The 24,876-nt window shown below is 39.5% G+C and carries 20 protein-coding genes and 1 rRNA gene; 5 read left to right on the top strand and 16 right to left on the bottom strand.

What is annotated here, in order from left to right:
- Nucleotides 1-24 precede the first annotated feature (24 nt).
- From ABN099_RS03190 to ABN099_RS03160, 7 genes are all read right to left on the bottom strand, one after another.
- Entirely contained in the window at nucleotides 25-1,221 is a 1,197-nt protein-coding gene (locus tag ABN099_RS03190) for a lactate oxidase (protein ID WP_349462257.1), read from the bottom strand.
- 115 nt (nucleotides 1,222-1,336) lie between these two features.
- Complete coding sequence (gene ycaC / locus ABN099_RS03185; RefSeq protein WP_349462256.1) at nucleotides 1,337-1,960, bottom strand: isochorismate family cysteine hydrolase YcaC; 624 nt, start codon at nucleotides 1,958-1,960, stop codon at nucleotides 1,337-1,339.
- A 387-nt stretch (nucleotides 1,961-2,347) separates the two neighbouring features.
- On the bottom strand, nucleotides 2,348-3,025 hold the full coding sequence (gene narI, locus ABN099_RS03180) for a respiratory nitrate reductase subunit gamma (RefSeq protein WP_349462255.1): 678 nt from the start codon (nucleotides 3,023-3,025) through the stop codon (nucleotides 2,348-2,350).
- Nucleotides 3,022-3,747, bottom strand: a complete 726-nt coding sequence (gene narJ, locus ABN099_RS03175; protein WP_349462254.1) for a nitrate reductase molybdenum cofactor assembly chaperone — start codon at nucleotides 3,745-3,747, stop codon at nucleotides 3,022-3,024. The genes narI and narJ overlap by 4 nt, the downstream gene beginning before the upstream one ends.
- Nucleotides 3,747-5,300: a nitrate reductase subunit beta gene (gene narH, locus ABN099_RS03170; RefSeq protein WP_349462253.1), complete on the bottom strand. Its 1,554-nt coding sequence runs from the start codon at nucleotides 5,298-5,300 to the stop codon at nucleotides 3,747-3,749. The genes narJ and narH overlap by 1 nt, the downstream gene beginning before the upstream one ends.
- Nucleotides 5,300-9,061, bottom strand: coding sequence for a nitrate reductase subunit alpha (locus tag ABN099_RS03165; RefSeq protein WP_349462252.1), 3,762 nt, complete (start codon nucleotides 9,059-9,061; stop codon nucleotides 5,300-5,302). Before ABN099_RS03165 ends, narH begins: the two co-directional genes overlap by 1 nt.
- Before the next feature lie 52 nt (nucleotides 9,062-9,113).
- Nucleotides 9,114-10,508 carry a NarK family nitrate/nitrite MFS transporter gene (locus tag ABN099_RS03160; protein WP_349462251.1) on the bottom strand — a complete coding sequence of 465 codons (1,395 nt, stop codon included), beginning with the start codon at nucleotides 10,506-10,508 and terminating at the stop codon, nucleotides 9,114-9,116.
- A gap of 297 nt (nucleotides 10,509-10,805) precedes the next feature.
- Between ABN099_RS03160 and narX the strand changes: the two genes are divergently transcribed.
- Nucleotides 10,806-12,635, top strand: a complete 1,830-nt coding sequence (narX, locus tag ABN099_RS03155; protein WP_349462250.1) for a nitrate/nitrite two-component system sensor histidine kinase NarX — start codon at nucleotides 10,806-10,808, stop codon at nucleotides 12,633-12,635.
- 1 nt (nucleotide 12,636) lies between these two features.
- Nucleotides 12,637-13,290, top strand: a complete 654-nt coding sequence (gene narL, locus ABN099_RS03150; protein ID WP_349462713.1) for a two-component system response regulator NarL — start codon at nucleotides 12,637-12,639, stop codon at nucleotides 13,288-13,290.
- On the opposite strand, the gene ABN099_RS03145 is transcribed toward narL, so the two are convergent.
- A complete protein-coding gene (locus ABN099_RS03145) occupies nucleotides 13,287-14,189 on the bottom strand; it encodes a LysR family transcriptional regulator (protein WP_349462249.1) in 903 nt (300 codons plus the stop codon). The two genes, narL and ABN099_RS03145, sit on opposite strands and share 4 nt — an antisense overlap.
- A gap of 110 nt (nucleotides 14,190-14,299) precedes the next feature.
- Between ABN099_RS03145 and ABN099_RS03140 the strand changes: the two genes are divergently transcribed.
- Nucleotides 14,300-14,740 carry a PACE efflux transporter gene (locus ABN099_RS03140; RefSeq protein WP_349462248.1) on the top strand — a complete coding sequence of 147 codons (441 nt, stop codon included), beginning with the start codon at nucleotides 14,300-14,302 and terminating at the stop codon, nucleotides 14,738-14,740.
- A gap of 49 nt (nucleotides 14,741-14,789) precedes the next feature.
- Here ABN099_RS03140 and ABN099_RS03135 read toward each other — a convergent pair whose 3' ends face one another.
- On the bottom strand, nucleotides 14,790-15,020 hold the full coding sequence (locus ABN099_RS03135; RefSeq protein WP_349462247.1) for a hypothetical protein: 231 nt from the start codon (nucleotides 15,018-15,020) through the stop codon (nucleotides 14,790-14,792).
- A gap of 280 nt (nucleotides 15,021-15,300) precedes the next feature.
- Here ABN099_RS03135 and ABN099_RS03130 point away from each other — a divergent pair, with 280 nt between their 5' ends.
- The gene (locus tag ABN099_RS03130; protein WP_349462246.1) at nucleotides 15,301-15,600 is read left to right on the top strand and encodes a hypothetical protein; all 300 of its coding nucleotides are present in this window, start codon (nucleotides 15,301-15,303) and stop codon (nucleotides 15,598-15,600) included.
- A 498-nt stretch (nucleotides 15,601-16,098) separates the two neighbouring features.
- Here the strand turns inward: ABN099_RS03130 and ABN099_RS03125 are convergent, their stop codons facing one another.
- From ABN099_RS03125 to ABN099_RS03100, 6 genes are all read right to left on the bottom strand, one after another.
- Nucleotides 16,099-16,893 (bottom strand): sulfite exporter TauE/SafE family protein, encoded by a 795-nt coding sequence (locus ABN099_RS03125; protein ID WP_349462245.1) that lies wholly within the window; start codon nucleotides 16,891-16,893, stop codon nucleotides 16,099-16,101.
- A gap of 198 nt (nucleotides 16,894-17,091) precedes the next feature.
- Nucleotides 17,092-18,837, bottom strand: a complete 1,746-nt coding sequence (locus tag ABN099_RS03120; RefSeq protein ID WP_349462244.1) for an acetyl/propionyl/methylcrotonyl-CoA carboxylase subunit alpha — start codon at nucleotides 18,835-18,837, stop codon at nucleotides 17,092-17,094.
- 16 nt (nucleotides 18,838-18,853) lie between these two features.
- Complete coding sequence (locus ABN099_RS03115) at nucleotides 18,854-20,431, bottom strand: 5-oxoprolinase/urea amidolyase family protein (protein WP_349462243.1); 1,578 nt, start codon at nucleotides 20,429-20,431, stop codon at nucleotides 18,854-18,856.
- A 14-nt stretch (nucleotides 20,432-20,445) separates the two neighbouring features.
- Nucleotides 20,446-21,252 (bottom strand): putative hydro-lyase, encoded by an 807-nt coding sequence (locus ABN099_RS03110; protein WP_349462242.1) that lies wholly within the window; start codon nucleotides 21,250-21,252, stop codon nucleotides 20,446-20,448.
- Between the two features lie 3 nt (nucleotides 21,253-21,255).
- Nucleotides 21,256-22,041, bottom strand: coding sequence for a LamB/YcsF family protein (locus ABN099_RS03105; protein ID WP_349462241.1), 786 nt, complete (start codon nucleotides 22,039-22,041; stop codon nucleotides 21,256-21,258).
- A 13-nt stretch (nucleotides 22,042-22,054) separates the two neighbouring features.
- Nucleotides 22,055-23,305, bottom strand: a complete 1,251-nt coding sequence (locus ABN099_RS03100) for an NRAMP family divalent metal transporter (RefSeq protein WP_349462240.1) — start codon at nucleotides 23,303-23,305, stop codon at nucleotides 22,055-22,057.
- A 469-nt stretch (nucleotides 23,306-23,774) separates the two neighbouring features.
- Here ABN099_RS03100 and ABN099_RS03095 point away from each other — a divergent pair, with 469 nt between their 5' ends.
- Nucleotides 23,775-24,434, top strand: coding sequence for a GntR family transcriptional regulator (locus ABN099_RS03095; protein ID WP_349462239.1), 660 nt, complete (start codon nucleotides 23,775-23,777; stop codon nucleotides 24,432-24,434).
- Between the two features lie 145 nt (nucleotides 24,435-24,579).
- Here the strand turns inward: ABN099_RS03095 and rrf are convergent.
- A 5S ribosomal RNA gene (rrf, locus tag ABN099_RS03090) occupies nucleotides 24,580-24,695 on the bottom strand.
- Nucleotides 24,696-24,876: the final 181 nt, after the last annotated feature.

Genomic DNA, 24,876 nt, shown 5'->3' with positions numbered 1-24,876 from the left:
TTTTAATGATTTAAACTTATCTAATTATTTATTAAAACTCGCATCGGTATAAAGTGGAGTAGCTTGAATGTCTTTCACTGTTTTTGCACCACCCAACATCATATTAATTCTCAGCTCTTTATTTAAATGTTGAATAACTGAATTCACACCTTCAGATCCACCTAAATTTAAGCCATAAAGAATCGGGCGACCTACCGCAACCACATCCGCACCACTTGCCAATGCTTTAAATACGTGAGAACCACGACGAACACCACTGTCAAAGACGATAGGTACGCGTTTGTTCACCACTTTTGCAATAGAAGGCAAAACATCAATGGTTGCAGGTGCGCTGTCTAATTGACGACCACCATGGTTAGAGACCCAAATCGCATCAGCGCCTGCTTTAATTGCAGTATCAGCATCTTCTGGTGATTCAATACCTTTTACAATAACAGGTAAACCTGACATTTTTTTCACATATTGAATATCTGCCGGTGTAAATGCTTGTTTTGCCTGAGCATAAATTTCACTAATCCCCGCACCTTTACCTGTCTTAGATTTATCGTCGCTGATTTTTGCAAACGCTTCTAAGTTGGCAAAGCCTAAAGGAAATTGGAAATTATTTTTCACATCATCTTCACGGTAACCACCAACAGAAGAGTCGATAGTCATAATGATACCTTTTGCACCATACTGTTTTGCTTGAGATAAAATATACTCATTAAAAGCATCATTTTTACTCATATACAGTTGAAAGAAGAATGGATAACCGGGTTGAGCATTAGCCACTTCTTTAATGGTCTTATTACCATAAGTACTTAATGAAAAAATAGAGCCCGCTTTCGCCATACCTTTTGCTGTGGCAACTTCGCCTTGTTGATGAGCAAGCCCTTGAGCTGCCATCGGTGCCTGAATAATAGGCGTATCTAATTTAATACCTAGAAATTCTGTTTTTAGATTTATGTCAGAAAATTCGATGCCTTGTAATGAACGTGGCATAATATATTTTTTATCAAATGCGCTTGTATTCGCACGTAAATTATTTTCGTCTTCAGCACCACCACGAATATAACCAAAAGCGCCTTTTTCCATATTCGCTTTAACTTGATTTTCCATGGCATTAAGATTAACTATTTTCACAGGACCTTCAGCAGTACTTGCTTTATATTCTGCGGCTTGTGCAACACCAACGCTTAATGCCATAGCAATAGCGGTTGCTTTTAATACTTTGCTTTTCATTTCCAATCCAATTATTTAGATGCAGGGCTTATATTTATTATTTAATAAACCTATTAAATAATAATCCGAGAAGAAAATATAAGCCCTATTTTTAGAATAAACTTAAACTAATCGATTACTTTTTTGTTAATGCATCATAGCTTGTCATTAAATTACGGTAATCTGGAATATGGTTAGATAATAATGTTGCCAAGCCTTCAACATCATTACGCCAATCACGGTGTAATTCACATGCTAAGCCAAACCAGTTAATTAATTGAGCACCTGCTTTTGACATTCTATCCCATGCTGAATGACGAGCAATAGGGTCAAATGTACCAGAAGCATCGGTGACTACAAACACTTCAAAACCTTCTTCAAGTGCTGATAGCGCGGGGAATGCGACACAAACCTCAGTAACAACACCTGCGATAATCAGTTGCTTTTTGCCTGTTGCTTTTACTGCTTTAACAAAGTCTTCATTATCCCATGCGTTAATTTGACCAGGGCGGGCAATATAAGGGGCATCAGGGAACATGGCTTTAAGCTGAGGCATTAATGGACCATTAGGACCATTTTCAAAAGAAGTGGTTAGGATGGTAGGTAAATTAAAGTATTTAGCGGCATCAGCTAATGCTAAAACATTATTATTGAATTTATCAGGCTCGATATCTCTTACTAAAGAGAGTAATCCAGCTTGATGGTCCACCAAAAGAACTGCGGCATTATCTTTATCAATACGATGATATTTAAAATTCATAATAATCTCCGATAGTTTAATAGGGTAAGACTCAATTAAATCATAGCAGAAAATCCATATTAAAATACCATTCAAATACTAAGATTAATTTAAATTTATGTGTAAATTTACTTTCTCATTAATTAATAAGAGATTTATCAATCTTTAATTTTAATTAAATATCACGATATTTAATTAACTATTTGTTTGGTTTATATAAATCTTCTTGTTTCGTTGAAAATAATTATAGTGCAACCATTCTTAAATGAATCTAAAGATTATTGTTTTAACTCTTCAAATTTTTTGTTCAAGATTTTGAGAGAAAAAACATAAAAAACCCCCGCGGGCGGGGGTGAGATAAGTACGGTTAAAAGGTCTCTAAATTACTATCAGGAGATGGACTATTAATTAATGACGATTACGCACAATTTGATAGCGGCGAGTTAAATATTCTATCGGCACACTCCAGATATGAACCAGTCTACAGAATGGGAATAGTAAGAAAATCGTCATCCCTAAGAAGATGTGCAACTTAAACACTAACGCGACACCTTCAAGATTTGCAGCAGCACCACCATGGAAAGTCACAATAGATTGTGCCCAAGCCACCAGCTTCATCATTTCACTACCATCCATATGTTGCGCTGAGAATGGGATAGTGAGTAAACCTAGCGCAACTTGAACAACAAGTAGCGTTAAGATCATGATGTCACCAAATGAGGATGTCGCGCGCACTCGTGAATTGGTTAGGCGACGCTTAAGTAACATTACACCGCCCACCAGCATTAACACACCACAAGTTCCGCCACCCACCATTGCCATTATCTGTTTGTATTCTATTGGTAAAAATGATTCATACATCCAATGAGGCGTTAACATGCCAAGGAAATGACCAGCAAAAATACCGATAATACCAATATGAAATAGGTTAGATGCTAAACGCATATTTTTCTTATCTAACATCTGACTAGAGCCAGCTCGCCATGTATATTGACCATAGTCATAGCGTAACCAACTACCAATAATAAACACTGCACCAGCAATATAAGGATAGATATCAAACAATATCATATTGATGTAATTCATTTTTGTGCTCCCGTATCCAATGAACGCCCAAGATTGAGATATTGCACTGCCGTCTCTTTCGCAAAACGACGTTGGTGTTGGCTAATATCACTACTGCCACACTGAGCGCCCTCACCAAGGAAGGTGACTTGTTCTTCTTCCCAAACTGCATCTAAAGCGGCTGGCGTGTCATCTTGCGGCTCATTTTCTACCTGACTAGACAGTTGAGATGCCTCTAATCCACTTTCGGATAAACACAGCAGCACATCAAACAGCACATGATAATCACTGCCTCGCTGTGTTAAACGCTCTCCTAACAGAGCCAAAATAGGGGCAATATTATTTAAACCTTCAATACACTCTTTTGCTGGCAACAATGTTAAGTATTCAAGGTAAGTTGGTAAGTAATCAGGTAATTCACGGCTATTTAAGGTGATCCCTGCTTGTTGATATTGATTTAATAGATCAACCATTGCCTGACCACGGGAGCGAGATTCACCATGAACGTGTTCAAATAACAGCAACGATCTGGCTCTGCCTCTATCAAATAATTCGCTGTAATTAGATTGCGCATCTAATAACTCTTGTTGCATTAAAATACGAATAAACGCCATTAGTTTTGCAACCTGAGTAACAGGAAGCTCATCTGCTTCCTCTAGTGCATCAATCATTTCATTACGATTTTCCCATAACTCTTCAGTGGGATAATCCAATAGATGAGAGATAACTTTCAAAGAGATCATTATATTTTCTCCTCTGAACGACGCTCATCTTGCGGTGTTTTCGACGTGATATCGATAGCATCAATACGGTGGCTATTAAATAGGTTAAATTTGCTATCACTACCATGACAACCATCACCAAAGCTAAAGCCACAACCATTGCGCTCAGGGAATGCTTCTCTTGCTAATTCACGATGGCTTGATGGAATAACAAAGCGATCTTCGTAATTAGCTATCGCTAGATAACGATACATCTCTTGAGCTTGAGCTTCGGTTAATCCTACTTGCTCTAAGGCACTGAGATCTGTAATACCTTCAACGGTTTCAGCTCGTTTGAAATGGCGCATTGCTAACATACGTTTTAGCGCTAATAAAACAGGCGCTGTATCACCCGCTGTAAGTAAGTTTGCTAAGTATTGAACTGGAATACGTAAGCTTTCAACATCAGGTAATACCCCCGTATGAGGCAGCACACCCGCATCAGCCGCAGATTGAATCGGTGACAAAGGTGGCACATACCACACCATTGGAAGTGTGCGATATTCGGGGTGTAGTGGTAACGCTAATTTCCAATCAACCGCCATTTTATAAACAGGCGAGCGTTGTGCAGCATCAATCACACTTAAAGGGATCCCTTGCTCTTCAGCCGCAGCAATAACTTCAGGATCAAAGGGATCTAAGAAGATATCTAATTGGCTTTGATACAGATCTTTCTCGTTATCCGCACTTGCCGCTTCAGAGATCTTATCTGCATCGTAAAGCATGACACCAAGATAACGAATACGACCAACACAGGTTTCAGAGCAGAGCGTTGGCTGACCGGCTTCAATACGTGGATAACAGAAGATACATTTTTCTGATTTACCGCTTTTCCAGTTGAAGTAGATTTTTTTGTATGGGCATCCAGTTAAGCACATGCGCCATCCGCGGCATTTATCTTGGTCGATAAGCACAATGCCATCTTCGGCACGTTTATAGATCGCGCCACTTGGGCAAGTTGCAACACAAGCAGGGTTAAGACAGTGTTCACATAAACGTGGTAAATACATCATAAATGTATTTTCAAACTGCCCGTACATCTCTTTTTGCATGTTAGCAAAGTTAGTATCCGCGGCACGTTTACTAAATTCGCCACCTAAATCGTCTTCCCAGTTAGGGCCTCTTTCGATTTTAGTCATACGCTGACCGGTTATCAGTGAACGTGGGCGAGCAGTTGGCAACGAGCCTTCTGGTGCATTTTTTAGATGCTCATAGTCATAGTCAAAGGGTTCATAATAGTCATCTAATGCTGGCACATCTGGGTTAGCAAAAATTTTAGATAGTAAGCCAACACGGTTACCCATACGAGGAACTAGCTTACCTTTGATATTTTTTATCCAGCCGCCTTTCCACTTCTCTTGGTCTTCCCAATTTTGGGGATACCCTATACCCGGTTTGGTTTCAACGTTATTAAACCACGCATATTCAACACCTTCGCGACTAGTCCAAACGTTTTTACAGGTAACTGAACAGGTATGGCAACCGATACATTTGTCGAGGTTCAGTACCATGCCGACTTGTGAACGAATTTTCATTATGCCTTCTCCTGTCCATTCAGGGTTTGTTGATAAGCATCACCTTCACCATCTAGCCAATCAATCTGTTTCATCTTACGTACCACAACAAACTCGTCGCGGTTAGAACCCACAGTGCCATAGTAGTTAAAGCTATAAGAGAGCTGAGCATATCCACCAATCATATGAGTAGGCTTTGGACATACTCGTGTTACCGAGTTATGGATACCACCACGCATTCCGGTTATTTCAGAACCTGGTAAGTTAATCTGGCGCTCTTGTGCGTGATACATATAGATCATGCCATCAGGGATACGTTGGCTAACTATCGCTCTTGCTGTTAATGCACCATTACTGTTGTAAGCTTCAACCCAGTCGTTATCACGAATTCCCATCTCTTTAGCGTCGTCTTCACTCAACCAAACCACAGGACCACCACGACCGAGCGTTAACATTAATAAGTTGTCGCTATACGTAGAGTGGATCCCCCATTTTTGGTGTGGAGTCAGGAAGTTCAGCGCTTTTTCAGGGAAACCATTTGGTTTTTTACCTTTTACTGAATCTATCGCTTTAGTATCAATAGGGGGACGATAAACCACGAGGCTCTCGCCATAAGCACGCATCCACTCATGATCTTGATACAACTGTTGTCGCCCACTAATGGTGCGCCAAGGGATCATTTCATGAACGTTGGTATAACAGGCGTTATAAGAGACGTGCTCATCTTCAAGACCAGACCATGTAGGGCTAGAGATAATTTTACGTGGCTGAGCAACGATATCGCGAAAACGAATTTTTTCGTCTTCTTTCACCGTTGCTAAATGGGTATGATCACGCCCTGTTACTTTGCTCAGTGCATCCCATGCTTTTACTGCAACTTGTCCGTTAGTTTCTGGCGCTAAAGAGAGAATAACTTCAGCCGCATCAATTGCCGTTTCAATTGCAGGGCGTCCTTTAGCAACACCATCGTGACGTACACGATTGAGTTTTTTCAAGAAATCGACTTCAGTTTGTGTATTCCAGATAATCCCTTTACCACCGTTACCTAATTTATCCATTAATGGACCTAATGAGGTAAAACGCGCATAAGTATTAGGATAATCACGCTCTACAGGAATAAGGTGTGGCGCAGTTTTACCTGGAATAAGGTCACATTCGCCTTTTTTCCAATCTTTCACATCAAAAGGCTGTGCCATTTCAGCGGCAGAGTCGTGTTGAATAGGTAGAGTGACTAAGTCGGTTTCAACCCCTAAATGACCAACACATAATTCAGAAAAGGTTTTTGCAATACCTTTATAGATTTCCCAGTCTGTTTTAGATTCCCAAGCTGGATCAACGGCGGCAGTTAATGGATGAATAAATGGATGCATATCCGAGGTATTCATATCATCTTTTTCATACCATGTTGCGGTTGGTAAAACGATATCAGAGAACAAGCAAGTGCTCGACATACGAAAGTCTAACGTCACCACTAAATCGACTTTACCCTCACCACCTTTGTCTAACCACTCCACTTCTTCGGGTTTTACGTTGCCTTGTTCGCCTAAATCTTTACCTTGTAAGCCATTTTCAGTACCTAGCAGATACTTGAGTAAATATTCATGCCCTTTACCGGCTGATCCTAATAAATTAGAACGCCAAATAAATAAGTTACGTGGGAAGTTTTGTGGATTGTCAGGTTGTTCAGAAGCAAAACGAATTTCACCGGTTTTTAAAGCATTAACGGTATAATCTGCCGCACTCACACCCGCTTGTTGCGCTTTTTTCGCAATAGAGAGTGGATTAAGGTTTAACTGAGGCGCAGAAGGTAACCAGCCCATGCGTTCTGAGCGCACATTCATATCCACCAAACTGCCACTAAAGCGTGATTTATCCGCTAATGGTGATAACAGCTCTGTTGGTGATACCGTTTCATAACGCCACTGGCTTGAGTGGTTATAAAAAAATGATGTACTGTTCATATGACGCGGTGGACGCTGCCAATCAAGTCCAAAGGCTAGTGGCAACCAACCTGTTTGTGGGCGCAGTTTTTCTTGTCCAACATAGTGTGCCCAACCACCACCACTTTGACCGACACAACCACAGAAAATCAGCATATTAATAATGCCGCGATAGGTCATATCCATGTGATACCAGTGGTTAATGCCCGCACCCACTATCACCATAGAGCGCCCATGCGTTTTCTCTGCATTATCTGCAAATTCACGTGCAATACGGGTGATATCTTGACGACTTACACCGGTGACTTTTTCAGCCCATGCTGGGGAGTAGGCTTTTACTTCATCGTAAGTTGCCGCGCAGTTTTCATCATTTAAACCGCGATCCACACCATAGTTTGCTAACAGCAAATCATAGACTGTTGTAACGTATTTCTCTTCACCATTAGCAAGCGTAATACGTTTGGCGGGTAGTTTATGAACTAAGACATCATCAAGTGCAACGCCTTCAAAGTATTCACTTTTAATACCACCAAAATAAGGAAAAGCAACATCGACAACATCGTCATGATTATCTAACAGACCTAATTGGAAAGTAATCTCTTCGCCCGTTTTGCTATCTTTAGGTTCGAGATTCCATTTAGCGGCACCTTCCCAACGAAATCCCATAGAACCTTGAGGTACAACTAATTGCTGAGTTTGCTCATCAATAGCAATAGTTTTCCACTCTGGGTTTTTCTCTTGGTCAAGATTGTTGACTAAATCAGACGCACGTAACATACGACCCGCGACTAAATTGCCAGAGTCATGTTTATCTAACATTACCAACATTGGCATGTCGGTATAGGTACGCACATAGTTACGGAAATACTCTGCTTGGCGCTTAACGTGGAATTCATTAAGAATAACGTGTCCCATCGCCATCGCCATTGCGCTATCAGTACCTTGTTTTGGATTTAACCATTGATCACAAAGTTTAGCGATTTCAGCGTAATCAGGTGTTACCGCAACGGTTTTGGTGCCTTTATAACGAACTTCTGTGAAGAAATGCGCGTCAGGGGTACGTGTTTGCGGAACGTTAGAACCCCAAGCTATCAAGTAAGATGAGTTATACCAGTCAGCTGATTCAGGAACGTCCGTTTGCTCACCCCAAGTCATTGGTGATGCTGGCGGTAAGTCGCAATACCAATCATAAAAACTTAGGCAAGCGCCACCAATCAATGATAAATAACGTGCGCCTGCGGCATATGACACCATCGACATTGCAGGAATTGGCGAGAAACCGATAATACGGTCAGGACCAAACTCTTTTGCCGTAACAATATTTGCCGCTGCAATTAACTCATTAACTTCAGACCATGAAGAACGAACAAAACCGCCACGACCACGAGCTTGTTTATAGCTTTTAGTTTTTTCTGGTGAGTGAATAATTGAAGACCATGCATCAACAGGATCACGATGCTCAGCTTTGGCTTCACGCCATAATTTAATCAAACGTTTACGTACCATTGGGTATTTAACGCGATTCGCACTGTATAAATACCAAGAATAACTTGCACCACGAGGACAACCACGAGGCTCATGATCTGGTAGATCAGGACGTGTACGTGGATAATCCGTTTGCTGGGTTTCCCATGTCACCAACCCATTTTTGACATAGATTTTCCAACTACATGATCCTGTGCAGTTTACACCATGTGTAGAACGCACAACTTTGTCATGTTGCCAACGACTACGGTAACCATCTTCCCAATCGCGATTAACGGTTAACTCTTGCCCGTGATCTTTAGAAAAAGTATCACCAAGCTGTTTAAAATAGCGGAATCTATCGAGAAACTTACTCATCAGATGCTCTCCCAATGCGCACGATAGCGCTCACATTGCATATAATTTGTCATTATTGTTTGTTGTGATTGCGTCCGTAGACCAACCAAGTAATCAGAACGCAGGCGATATAAAACAGAACAAAAATTTTCATTGCCCCGGCAGGTGAACCTGTCATTGCTAATGAAGTACCAAACGCTTTTGGAATAAAGAAGCCACCTATCGCACCAATGGCAGAGATAAAACCTAATGCCGCGGCACTTTCAGTGACTGCTTCTTTTTGAGCCGCTTCATCTGTTGCCCCTTGTGCTTTCATGCGATCAACCGTGATTTTGCGAAACACGACGGCAATCATTTGGAAGGTAGATCCACTACCTAAACCAGCAGTTAAAAACAGCACCATAAAGACGCCATAAAAGGCGATAAAAGAGCCACCAGCACCTTGTTCAGGAAGCGTTAGGAAAAGGAGTGCAGAGAAAATTGCCATAATGATAAAGTTGATTAGCGTGACGTTAATACCACCAAACTTATCTGATAACGCACCGCCAACTGGGCGTGCTAACGCACCTAATAACGGACCAAAAAAGGCATAGTGTAAAATCACCACATCGGGAAACTGGGTTTTTGATAGCATGGCAAAACCCGCAGAAAATCCGATAAACGAGCCAAATGAACATAAATATAAAATGCTCAATAACCAGAGGTGACCACGTTTAAGTACAGGTAACTGTTGGCTTAGTGAGGCTTTATTTGCTGCTAAATCATTCATACCAAACCAAGCAGCAAAAGTGAGAATTAATAAAAATGGTACCCAAATCCACGCTGCATTTTCTAGCCATATGCGAGAACCATCGGGCTGAACAACACCGGGACCACTAAACAGAGTAAAGACACCCACACCAATCACTAATGGTGCAATTAGCTGCATGACGCTAACACCCAGATTACCTAAGCCGCCATTTAAGCCTAATGCGCCACCTTGTCGTGCTTTTGGAAAGAAAAAGCTGATATTTGCCATACTTGATGCAAAGTTTGCACCAGCAAAACCACACAATAGAGAGATAACAATAAAGGTAGAATAAGATGTGTTGGTGTCTTGAACTGCCATACCCAACCACAAACAAGGGATAATCAAGAAAACAGTACTAATTGCAGTCCAACGACGACCACCAAAAATAGGGATCACAAATGAGTAAGGAACACGTAAAATTGCCCCTGAAACAGAAGGTAGGGCTGTCAGCATAAATAACTGATCAGTGGTAAAATTAAAGCCAACCTTGTTTAAATTCACTGCAACAGCACTAAAAAGCATCCATACACAGAATGATAAAAGTAAACAAGGAACTGAAATCCATAAATTACGTGAAGCGATTTTTTGACCTGTCTTCTCCCAAAAAGCGTTATCTTCAGGATGCCAGTCTTCTATCACCCCTTTTTTCATTTTTTCCGGGTGTTGAGTGAGTGCCATAACGACCTCTATTAACAGTAAGATTGGCACCTTTTTACGATTAGAATTGTTAACGAGTTATGATCTGAATCAAGCAAACATTTGTTTAATTTTTAAGCTAAAATACCAATTTACACCTAAGTATTAATAGGGTTATGTAAATATTTAATTTTACAATCAATTAATTAAGACAAAAAACTCATAATTTACCTATGAAATTATTCACCTTATCTATTAGGGGGTAATACTTTAGTAGTATGTGACTTTTGATGAGTTTTTAAGGCAAGATAGCCGCAGAATAAAGATGGGAAAATAGAGATGACTGTAAACCGAATTCGATGGAATTACCGTTTTTCAATTATTAATCAGATTGCAATATTAATGCTGCTATTTACCTTATTAGGTGTTGTCGGCATGGCTATCTCTAACCATATTGTTCTGAGTGTGCAAGGAAATGCTCATGCGATTAATAAATCAGGCTCTTTGCGTATGCAGAGCTATCGCTTATTAGCCACTTTGCCTTTAGACAATACTCATTACTATTATATTGATGAACTAGAGCGCGATTTAGATAGTGAAGAATTACTGCAAGTTATCAGTACATCATCGTTAAAATCACAATACAGCGAACTCACTCAATATTGGAAAGAGAAGCTAAAACCAACACTATTATTAGCAAAACAGCCTCAAGCAGCGCAGCAAGAGGTGATTAGTTTTGTCGAACAACTTGATAAATTAGTGCTCAGTATTGATCAACTCACAGAGCAAAAAATTAGGCTGGTGGCTTACACTCAACTTATTTTTACCGCTCTTACTCTGTTGTTGCTTTTCGGCTCTGTTTGGCATTTTCGTCGGCGATTATTCCACCCTTGGCAACAATTAATGGCAATGGCTAATTCTATTGGTCATGGTAATTTCTCTGCTCGCTTTAATCAGAGAACACACCATGACGAGATAGCCACATTAGGTATCGCATTTAATACAATGTCTGAAGAGCTTTCTACCCTTTATAGTGAATTAGAAAAAAGAGTGGTAGAGAAAACCCATGATTTACAACAGAAAAATCAAGTACTCTCTTATTTGTATCACTCTAGTCAACAATTACACTCCCAAGCCCCACTTTGTGCCCGTTTACGACAAATCTTGCATGAACTACAGTTAATTATTCCTGATGCTTATTTGCAAATTCGACTCTATGAAGATAATCATCACACACTCTTTAATGAGATAAATTTGGCACCTCAGTCGCGACCCGATCACTGTCCAGATCAACAATGTGATCGCTGTGAAGAAAATCTACCTATAGAGACGTCGCCACATAGTGAGTTATTACATTGGGAATTAGCAGATCAAATCCATCGCTATGGATTATTTGTAATGCAATTACCTGAAACTAGGCAACTTACTGATGAGCAAGATAATCTGATGTTACTGCTCACTAAACAAATTTCAGCCATGCTGGCAATGGAACAGCAAAATGAGCAGCAACAGCAGTTGCTATTAATGGATGAGCGTTCAGCTATCGCCCGCGAATTACACGACTCTATCGCACAATCACTTTCATGTTTAAAAATGCAAGTAAGCTATTTGCAGATGCAGTCTGAAACCTTGCCAGATAATTGCCAAAAACTCTTAAAAGAGATGCGTGAAGAACTTAATGTGGCTTATCGTCAACTGAGAGAGTTACTAACCACATTTCGTTTAAAACTGACAGAACCAGGGCTTTTAGCCGCATTAGAGAGCACACTTAATGAATTTAACCAACGACTCGGTTTTTCTGTAAGCTTTGACTATCAGTTACCCGCTAAATGTGTCAATTCACACCAAAGTATTCATGTGGTACAAATTGTTCGTGAGGCATTAAACAATATTTTACAACACGCCAATGCCAATTGGGCTGAAGTGGCTTTAAGCCTGCATGAAGGGTTTGTTGAGCTAAAAATTAATGATAATGGTGAAGGCATAACCCCTAATCCTGAAAAGCTTAATCACTACGGTCTTATTATTATGCGTGAACGCGCAAATAGCCTAAATGGCTCTTATACTATAAAGGTACGTGAACAGGGCGGTACCCAAGTATTTGTTAAATTTCCATTGATAACTACTCATAAAGATCCTGTCGAAAATGGAGCAAGTCATAATGAATAATATGGAGTCTATCGCAGAGAAAGCGACGATTTTATTGATTGATGATCACCCGATGTTACGTAATGGCGTAAAACAGTTATTAAGCCTTGATACTACGCTCACTGTTGTTGGTGAAGCAGGTGATGGCATTCAAGGTGTAAAATTAGCTGAAGAACTCGATCCTGATCTAATTCTACTTGATCTCAATATGCCGGGAATGAATGGCTTCGAAACGCTTGATCAACTTAGATTACGATCATTATCGGGTCGGATCGTGGTTTTTAGTGTCTCTAACTATAGTGACGATCTTGTTACTGCATTAAAACGCGGCGCAGATGGCTATTTGCTAAAAGATATGGAGCCTGAAGAGCTGCTCTCTTCACTTAAACAAGCCGCCGCAGGAAAAATGGTATTAAGCCCAGCGCTGACACCTATTTTGGCAGAATCATTACGCGAAGACCGATCTGAAGGTGAGCGAGATATCGAACAACTCACGCCACGTGAACGTGATATTTTAAAATTAATCGCTCAAGGACTATCTAATAAGATGATTGCCCGTAAGCTCGATATCACCGAAAGTACCGTTAAAGTACACGTTAAACATTTGCTGAAAAAAATGAAATTAAAATCACGTGTTGAAGTCGCCGTTTGGGTTCATCAACAGCGGGTTGATTAATTAATATTAGGCGTAGTGGGCTGATGAATATTCATTAGCTCGACCAACTCTTTTGCCCCTTTTTGCAATGATTCCCCTTTTAACCACATTGCATGAATGGGCAAACGTAATTCATTTTTTGTATTCTTAAATTGAAGCTGTTTGAGTTTACCTTTTTGAAGCTGAGTATAAATCAGCGAATAAGGTAAATTACCCCATCCCATTCCGGCTTCAACCATACCTAACGCCATTTGAAAACTATCTGTTTGCCAATAGTTTGTCGCCACTAAAGAGCGTACATCACGTAATTCTTGAGTATGACTCGCAATAATTATTTGGCGAACATTAACTAAATCTTCAATAAATACACCAGCTGGATGTGCAAGTGCGATATGGCTTGCTGAAATTGTCGCAACCAGCGATTCAGAGCCTAAATATTGGAATTGCTCATCACCATTAACGTACATTCCACCATAAACTAAACAGAGTTGTATTTTGCGCAAATGGAGCATTTCAATAATGTCATCTTGCGCTGCGGTTATTACATTCACATTAAGTAATGGGTAACGTTGGGTCAGTTCTGATAATGCGGGCAATAAATAATCTGGGTTAATATCCGCTGCAACACCAATATTTAATACACTCTCAAGATCCATTGATAGTTCCTGAGCATGTGCCTGTAATAATTTTAGTTGCTCAGCGATCATTCTGGCATGAGGCTCAAGTGCTTTGGCTTTTTCTGTGGGTTGAGGCTCACGTGATGTTCGCTCAAAAAGAGCATAACCCAACTCCGCTTCCATATTGGCAATTGCCATACTTACTGCTGATGGAACGCGTTTTAATGAACGTGCAGCCGCAGAGAAAGAGCCTTTATCCATCACGGCTAAAAATAACGCAATATGTTCACTAGAGAACTGCATGTTCACTCCTGATGTTTCAGTTAAATTGATACTAGCTGACTTTTTCTGTCATTCTTGCTGATTTATCTTACGATGCTTAACGACACTTATCCACAGAAAAAGAGAACAAGATGCAAGGAATTAAACGAAAAATTATCTACGTTACCGCTTATGAAATTTTTGGCTGGGTGATTTCTTCGGTGGGATTAGCCTTGCTAGCAGATAGCTCAACCGCAGTAACAGGACCACTTGCATTAGTGATAACCACAATCGCTGTGAGTTGGAATTTTATTTATAACTGCTTATTTGAATTTTGGGAAAGCCGCCAAGTTTCAAGAATTCGCACGTTTAGGCGTCGGTTTATTCATGCTATCGGATTTCAATTAACACTGGTGGTCTATTTAATCCCATTAATAGCATGGTGGTTAAATGTTTCATTATGGCAAGCATTAGTGATGGATTTTGCGCTAATTATTATTATTCCTTGCTATACCTTTGTTTATAATTGGCTGTTTGACAAAGTCTTTGGTTTACCAAAATCTGCATTGCCAGAAAAGGCACCCATAGCCTAAAGCGTTGGATAACGAATTAAATAAAAAATAGAGTGATCCTTTATTAGGATCACTTCTCAACAGCATAGATATCTTCTAATGCAAATTGCTCAATTCCACCTTCTAATTCACAGCGACCTAAACCAATATTTTTATCATCTGCCGTTGTTCTTTTTAGCAATTTTCCTGTTACTTGCCCTAAGTCTTTATCGAGTTCAATCACACGATAATACTCTTTCATATAACTCTCTTCGCCTAATGCCATATAAACTAAAAATTCATCACCGATCTTAATGTTCATTATCATTCTCTCACTATTAATGGTATTCAAGAAATCGTAATAAGCTCGCTTTCTATTGCTGAAACTAAATTGCGAATCTCTATATTAGCAATGTATGTGCAAGATTTAGAGTATCAAAGTCACTAAAGCTTCAATATTGACACTTATTGGCATGATCTTTTTGCTTTATCTGATTGGTGTATTTCCTTTTTTAAACATCACCGCCCTGTTTCCCGATATCGCTTAATGACTACTTTAAACTCTGACTATTATTAATGTCTTAAAATCATTTTAAGGAGCTTTGGTTAAGCGAGTCAATAAAGCATTTTTATCATTAGAAATATTCGGGAATTTAATTAATATAACTAAAATAAAAGGGGATATTAAAAATGCTTTTGTATTTGATAAAGAGTCGGGAAAATTAATGTTAAGCCTTTCTGAACCGGAAAAAATCACTAATGTAGAATATATTGTTGAACATTGTGAGTCAGTTATCCTAGTTACAGGTAATCCAAGCTCTCCTCCTTATTATTACCGATGTTTAGATGAAAATGGAAATCCTTACAAGGTAAGTATTGATGGTCGACTTATGGATGAATAAAATGAAATTATATATATTTTTTATCTTAACTATAATTAATGTTATTATTTTTTTTAAAATGAATAATAACAAAAATAAAAGTATTAAGTATAGAATTGGTATTTTATACTTTTATTTAATGTTTTTTATCTGCGGTGATATACTTCTTTCTATAAAATATGGAGAGCTGTCTGCTAATTTATTATTAATAATATTTATATTATTGGTAATAATTGCTAATGCATTTTTCTTAACCGTAAAGGAATAGTGGTTATAAAACTGATACAGATAAGACCCATTATATTAAACGGGCGAGTTTGCTACTCAAAACAGCCCGTTAAACACCATCAGAACACTTCAGCACGATTTTAAGAGCCAAACACACCCAATTTTAGAACGATTTCTGTAGCGTTTAAGCTCATTTTAACCTTTCTTTTTTGGCAAAAGAATGCCGTAAACCCTCGCCAAATGTGAATCTCACCCCAAAAGTTAAATCTATTCACTCGCTATTACATTACGCTAATTTATCAATTTCCAACTCATCATAACGATGCTAATCACAATAAAGGATAGCGTCAAATATTGAAAAAAACGTTCAGATAGATAGATCAAAAGATATCGCGCTAAAGGAATAGAAAACAGAGAGCCTAAGCAGAGGATCACCGCAGTATGAACATCGGTATATCCACCAGCGCTATATGCAATAGCAGATCCACCAGAAAGGATCGTGGTAACGAAAATAGAAGTTCCTATTGCTTCTTTAATGCCCATTTGAGCAAAACGCATTAATACTGGTAATACAACTAATCCACCACCCACACCTGTCGCACCTAAAACAAAGCCCGCACTCATTCCCGGAACTAACAGCGAAGAGAGCGTAATCGAATTAGGTGGCGTTAATAATGTTAATGGATCAACCGTCGATTTTTTTACCATGCGTTGTAAAAAAAGTATTAGCGAAAAAACTATCGCGACGATCATTAAGATATTTATGCCTAATTCTACACGCTGGTAATATTCTGGCTGATTGCCTAACCACGTTACACCATAGCTCGCTAAAAAAGTGGCTGGAAACATAATGCCAAGAATAAGCAATGCAGGCTTTAAAGGAATATTACCTAAGCGAAAATGAATATAAGAAGAGGAAAGCTTCATCAGCATCGAGAGCAGATTTGCTGTCGCCACCGCGGCTAATGCATTCATACCAAAAAGATAAATCAGCACGGGTAATAAAATAACACCGCCACCCACACCAGTTGTGGTAATAACTAAACCAATCACAGAACCAATGAGTAGTTGTGTTACTAACAGCATCTTATTCCCTTTTCGTCATCCTCTAAATATGGATGGATTATAAGCAATATAACTTATAACCAAAAGGAATTAGATATAACAAATAGGAATATGAATTACGTTATTATAAAAAAGCACCTTAGCTTACTGAAATTCAGGACTAAGATGCTTTTTATTTGAAAAAAATATTAATATTAATCAATTGATTATAAATAAAAATCAATTAATCTCCGCCAAAATGGCTTCAGCTGAAAAATATTCACCTGTTTTTGCTTTTTGCTGTAATACACCATCACGAGAAGCAACAACTTGTACTTCCATTTTCATGGCTTCCATAATTGCAATAACATCACCTTCATTGACGCTCTCGCCATCAGATAAGATCCAACTATGTAATACGCCAGAAATTGGTGCAGTTACTGCTTTTTCATTCTCTTCTTTCACATTACTTACACTCATTGCTGTTGGTATGACAGCCGATAAAGACAAGAGTTGTGCCGGTAATGCGAGCTCATGGCGACGACCATCAATTTCAATAAAGGTGCGCACTAGCTCTTCTGTTTTTGCTGGTGTACTACGAGGAAAATGAGTTTCAGTGTGAGTAAAATCGGTTTCAATCCAACGAGTGTGCACCTTAAATTCATGAGTGAAATCATTCTGTTCCATCATTGCTTGATGAAAAGGTAATACACTAGCAACGCCTTCTATTTTAAATTCAGACAATGCACGACGAGCACGAGAAATTGCCTGCTCACGGGTTGCCCCTGTTACGATCAGTTTCGCCATCATAGAATCAAATTGGCGCGATACTTGGTTATTTTCAGCCACGCCACTATCAACTCGGACACCAGGACCTGACGGTTGGGTAAAATGAGTAATTAATCCCGGTGTAGGTAAGAAACCTTTCGTTGGATCCTCAGCATTTATTCTAAATTCAAATGAATGACCACGCGGCACAGGTGTTTTATCAATACTTAAAGGCAGTCCTTCGGCAATACGAAGCTGTTCTATAACTAAATCAATACCTGCTGTTTCTTCAGTGACAGGATGCTCTACCTGTAGACGTGTATTGACTTCAAGAAAAGAGATAGTGCCATTAGCACTTAATAAAAACTCAACGGTTCCTGCGCCGACATAATTTGCTTTCGCACAGATATCTTTTGCAGATTGATGAATACGTTGACGTTGTTCATCACTTAAATAAGGTGCTGGCGCTTCTTCTATTAATTTTTGATTACGACGTTGTAGCGAACAATCTCGAGTCCCAACCACCACCACATGACCTAATTTATCAGCGATAATTTGTGCTTCGATATGGCGAGGTTTATCCAAAAATTGCTCAACATAACATTCACCACGACCAAATGCGGTCACCGCTTCTCGCACTGCTGAGTGATAAAGCTCTTCAATTTCATCCATTTTATGGGCGATTTTTAAACCTCGACCACCACCACCAAATGCAGCTTTAATTGCGACAGGTAAACCATATTGTTGAGCAAAAGCTAAAACTTCTTTCGCATCATTAACAGGATCAGCCGTACCATTGACTAATGGCGCACCAACAGATTGCGCAATTTTTCGCGCTTGTACTTTATCACCAAGCACTTCTATCGTTTCAGGATCAGGACCCACCCAAATAAACCCAGCATCTTGTACCGCTTTGGCAAAATCAGCGCGTTCTGACAAAAAGCCATAACCGGGATGGATCATGGTTGCTTTGTTTTTACGGGCAATCGAGATAATTTTATCAATATCTAAATAGCTCTCTTTAGGTAAATTGCCATTTAATCCATAAGCTTCATCAGCAAGGCGAACATGCAGTGAATCAATATCATCATTAGCATAAATCGCTATTGAAGTGGCACCGTAGTCCTGACAAGCACGAATAATACGAACAGCGATTTCACCTCTGTTAGCAATAAGTACTCGATGCTTCACTCTACTTTTTTGGTTGGTTGTTGTCATGAGTGGCATGCTCCTATCAATATTCCTGAAATGGGGTGATGGGGTTAAAACGGATTTTGGCGTTAATGGGTATTTGTCCTGCCAGCGGCAAGTGATATTCAGCAACCGCACCAATAACGGGATAGCCACCTGTTAATGGGTGGTCATTAAGAAAAAGAACTGGTTGCCCATTAATCGGTACTTGAATTGCACCAATGCAAGTGCCTTCACTTGAAAGCTCTTGTTTTTGTTCACGTTCTAAAGGCGTGTTACCTAATAAACGTAACCCTATACGATTAGATTGCGGTGTTACTTGCCATAATTGAGAGGTTAAGGTGTTTATTGCCGCCTTGGTAAACCAATCGGTGCGAGGTCCCAAAATAACATCAAGTGTAACGGTATCCCCTTGTTTAGGTAATTCAGCTAACGGCTGCTCTTCAACAATAATGCCGCTTTGCACGGTTTCGTTATTAAGATGGAGCACATCACCTTCACACAATGCATTAGGACCAATTTGCGCTAAGGTGTCAAAAGCATGACTACCTAATATTTTAGGCAGTGAAAATCCACCTCTAACGGCTAAATAACTGCGTACACCAGCAATAGGTGCACCAATAGCAAGCTCATCACCACAACGAATATCTAATGGTTGATATCCACTAAAATACTCAATATCACCCGTTTTATGTCTTAAGGTGATAGAACAAGCAGCGCCTGTTAACGCCATGACGCAATCTTGTCGCGCTTTTAATGTCAATCCACCTTGAGTGATTTCAAGAGCCGCTAACGTTGGCATATTACCCACTAAGCGATTAGCAGCATGTAACGCTGGTTTATCTAATGCGCCCGATGCTGAAACCCCCATTGATGCTGAACCAATACGCCCTTCATCTTGGAATAACGTTTGTAGCCCTGCTGAAATGACATATAACCCTTTATCATTTAATAAAAGAGGTGATTTAGTCGTCTGTTTTTTCTCAGGTAATGAAATCGTTATCGGTCTCTTTTTTGCATCAATAAAATGGACGTTATTTCCTGGTAATAAAAATGCTGGCTGTTGACGTGAAAGATCCCACATTTTAATGTCTGTAGTGCCAATTAGCTGCCAACCGCCGGGACTTTGTTGTGGATAAACGCCACTAAACTCTCCGGCTAATCCCACTGATCCAGCGGGTATTCTTGTGCGTGGTGTTTTTCGACGAGGAACATATAACGACGTTTCATCAGCAATAAGATAAGCAAATCCCGGTGCAAATCCAGTAAAGGCAACTTGATACTCTTGATCGGTATGTCTGCGGATCACTTCAGTTGTGCTGATCCCCAATAATTCAGCTACTTCATTAAGATCTTCACCTTGATAATGAACAGGGATCGTCAGTAATTGCGTTTGACGCGCCAATACTGATTTCACTTCTAATTGTCGGATCTGAAAAGTAAGTTCTTCAGCAGTAATTGACCATGGTTTATAGTGAATTAATAGCGTTTTTGCAGCGGGTACAATATCTTGTATTGCTGAAATATCAGCTTGTTTTATCGATTCATAAAGTGCCAATGTCTCTTTTAAAGATGAGAGCTCAACAAGTAAGTGAGATAAATTAACGGGTAAAAAACGCATAATATATCTCCTTTTTATACATGATAAGCAGCATCAGGTACGTCAGTAATAAACATATACCCCGGTGCATGGCTTAATGCGAAAGGAACACCGGAACGCATCACTGCAGCTTGAGGTGTAACACCACACGCCCAAAATACTGGTATTTCGCCTTTTTCTATTCTGACGGGTGAGCCAAAATCAGGTGACATAATATCAAAGATCCCCAATGCAGTAGGATCGCCAATATGCACAGGCGCACCATGTACAGAAGGGAAACGTCCACTGATCATCACCGCATCAGCAACACGATCTGCGGGAATTGGTCGCATTGAAACCACTAATTCCCCCTCTAATCGCCCTGCTGAACGGCATAAGCGATTAGTTTTATACATAGGAACATTGCAATTATCAGTAATATGACGAATTTCAATACCGGCTTCTAACATAGGCGTTTCAAAAGTAAAGCTACAACCAATTAAGAATGTGACTAGATCTGGATGTTGTGCCCAAATTTCAGTGGCATCTGTTATTTCATCAACTAACTTACCATTTTCCCAAACGCGATAAAGTGGGATATCTGTACGTAAATCAGCATCTTCCGCCAAAATAGTGTGATAACTACCTGATTCACATACATCTAAAATCGGGCAACTTTTAGGATTACGTTGCGCGTAGAGTAGAAAATCAAATGCCCAATCACGAGGTAGACTTATCATATTGGCTTGCGTCATACCTTTAGCCATTCCAGCTGTTGGTATGGATAAACCATTGCGAATAGCCAATCTTGCTTCTTGTGCTTTAATCATCGCATCCGATGTGGCTTTCATTAATTTAGTCATTATTTACACCTCTTTTTCTATTAAAGAAGGTGCAAAAGGTTTAATTTCAACACCATGTTGAATAAGGATTTCTTTTACGCTTTTCGCTAAATTAACCGCATCTGGACTATCGCCATGAACACAAATTGAGTCTGCTTGTATTAGGGTAAATATGCCTTCAATTGATTCAATCCCCCCCTCTTGTACCAGTCGTAACATTCTTTGCGCAACAAGTTGAGGATCATGTAAAACAGCCCCCACGTCTTTACGTGAAACTAATGTACCATCAGAGTGATACGCTCTATCAGCAAAAGCTTCGGCAATAACCCGTAGCCCTTTTTCTTTTGCTAAAGCGATCAGAGGCGATCCGGCTAATGCAACCAAGACTAGCTGTGGATCTATCGCTAAAATTGCATCAATCACAGCCAATGCTTGGCGTTTATCATGGGCAATGGTGTTATAAAGTGCACCATGAGGTTTAACATAAGTAACCGTTAAACCAACCGTTTTTGCCAATCCTTGTAAAGCGCCAATTTGGTAAATTACATCAGCGGTTAACTCATCGCTGGCAATATCCATATTACGACGCCCAAAACCGACTAAATCAGGATAAGCAACATGTGCTCCAATTGCCGTGTTATGAGGCTTTGCCGCCTTTAACGTTTTTAAAATTCCATCAGGAGAGCCGGCATGAAAACCACACGCAATATTGGCACTGCTGACAATTTCTAAAACCTTAGCATCATTACCCATTGTCCATTGACCAAAGCTTTCACCTAGATCACTGTTTAAATCTATCGCCTTTATCATCGTTTTTATTCTCTTAAGCAATATTGAGGTAATTGAAAATAGCACCTACTGACATAACACCCATATACCAGGTTAATGCACACACAATAATGCCTGACCATAACAGCCATGCTGGGTATTTATAGCCATTCATTAAATCTTGACGACGCCATGCAACAAAAATAAATAACGTCATACCGATAGGTAAAATTAAGCCATTAAAACCGCCAGCAAAAACCAATAGAGCAGCGGGTGCAGTGCCCATAACCATATAAATAACTAATGAAACGGCGATAAAAATAATGGTAGCGATATTACGTTGGCGTTCTGTAATACCATTTTTAAATACCGTGATAAATGACATGGAGGTATAAGCAGCACCAATCACACTTGTTAATGCAGCAGCCCATAAGATCAATCCAAAGATACGTAATCCCGTTAATCCGGCAGCATGTTGAAATGCCTGTGAAGCAGGGTTTGCTGCATGGCTAGAGATATCAAGTGTAACACCACTGGCAACAACACCAAGGATGGCAAGAAATAAGATATAGCGCATCAAACCAACCACTAAAATACCTTTGGTTGCTGCACTTGAAACGGCTTCAATGTTCTCAATGCCTGTTGTACCTTTATCAAGCAGACGATGAGCACCGGCATAACAGATATAACCGCCAACCGTACCACCAACAATAGTTGTAATAGTGGCAAAGTTAATTGTATCCGGTAAAACGCTCTGTTTTAGTGCTTCACCAATAGGAGGATTTGAGGCAATCATGACAAACAGTGTTAATAAAATCATCACCAGACCAAGAATAATTATCATTCGATCAATAAAATTACTCGCTTTACGTGATGAGAAAATATAAATAGCTAACAGGGCGCTTAAAATACCACCCCATTTAGGATCAAGCCCTACCATGGCGTTTAATCCCAACCCCGCACCAGCAATATTACCAACGTTAAAAACTAATCCACCAAAGATAACTAATACAGCTAATAGATAGCCGCTACCTGGAATTGCTTTATTGGCAATATCGGAAGCGCGCATATTAGTAACCGTAATTACACGCCAAATACTTTGTTGAACAACAAAATCAATAACAATAGAAGCTAAGATACCAAAGGCAAAAGCAGCCCCCATTGTTGCTGTAAAGGTTGCTGTTTGAGTAATAAAACCGGGACCTATCGCCGATGTCGCCATCAGAAAAATGGCAGCAATTAACGACGAGCGCCTATTTTTTATAAACGAAGTTGGAGCTGTATTTGCAGTATCTTGTGTAGCCATGAGCTACCCCCTTTATCATCATTATTGTAATTATTATTACTTAGGCAATTAACGTGCCATTGTTGAGCACCACATCCAGATTGTTAATCACCTGATACTGAATTGTTGAACAATTAATAATTGTTGATGAATAAATAAGCAAATAGATTTAAATATGGCGTTCTAAAAATGCAAACAAGATCACTTTTTTAACATTATTTTGACATTTAACAGTATTTAATAAGAGGAATAAATGCACTTAAATAAAGCATTAAAATGTAGCATGCTCAATAATGGTGCATTATATTGAAGGGGAATTAAGCCTAGCGATTAAACGCTGCTAATAAGGGCGTTAACTCTATTTATAAAAATAGAAATAAATCGATACCTCAGTCAGTGAGAGGTTCGACATACTGACACAATAGAGGTTATATATTATAGAACTCACTGATAGAATAGATTCTTCTATTGGGGTCTATAGCAGAAGATAATGCAAAAAAAAATCACACCACAAATTCTTTCCCAAAAAGTTGCTGATATTATTCGGCAAAAAATCACTATTGGAGAATTACCTCCTGGTGAGAAACTTTCTGAAACTGCCTTAAGTGAAACTTTAGAAATTTCTCGTAATACATTAAGAGAAGTGTTTCGTATTCTTACACAAGAAGGGCTTCTTACTTATAAACCTAATCGTGGTGTGTTTGTTTCCGTGCCAGATATGGCAACTATTATGGATATTTATCGTGTAAGACGATTAATTGAATGTGATGCTTTACGCCACTCTTATTCAATGCATCCCGCGATAAATAAGATGATAAATAAAGTCAACGAAGCTAAAGTTTTTCAAAATCAACAAGATTGGAATGGTGTTGGTACATGCAATATGCATTTTCATACCGCTATTGTTGAGCTCTCTGATAGCCCTAGATTATTTAAACAATATCAATTAATTTCTGCTGAATTACGGTTAGCTTTCGGTTTATTAAACGATCCTCAGCTTCTTCATGCGCCTTATATTGAGAAGAATGAACATATATTGAGATTATTAATGGATGGAAAAGCACAAGAAGCTGCAATAGCAATGGATGAATATTTAGAAATTTCAGAACGAACTGTTCTTGCGGCGTTTTCTCGCCAAAATCTTTGCTAATCGCATGCCCTAAATTAGGGCAATTTTAATAATTGACGACTACTTTATAGTTTACCGCAACAGGCGTTAAACCTATTTTTAAAAACACTAAATTCCAAACGCAAAAAAGCCAACCCAGTGGGTTGGCTTTCTCGTCTTATTTAATGCCTGGCAGTTCCCTACTCTCACATGGGGAGACCCCACACTACCATCGGCGCTACAACGTTTCACTTCTGAGTTCGGCATGGGATCAGGTGGGACCGCTGCGCTATGGCCGCCAAGCAAATTCTGTTATTACCCGTTCCTCACCCTTTTATCGGTTCGCAACCAGTAATTCAATCTTAAACAAGCCTACTTCATCTACTTTTTGTCTCTCAGACAAAACACCTTCGGTGTTGTCAGGTTAAGCCTCACGGTTCATTAGTACTGGTTAGCTCAACGTATCGCTACGCTTACACACCCA

The organism is Proteus hauseri (assembly GCF_040139125.1).
Taxonomy (GTDB): Bacteria; Pseudomonadota; Gammaproteobacteria; order Enterobacterales; family Enterobacteriaceae; genus Proteus; species Proteus hauseri_B.
Note: the sequence above shows the minus strand (reverse complement) of the source record. Positions and strands in the feature narration are given on the sequence as shown.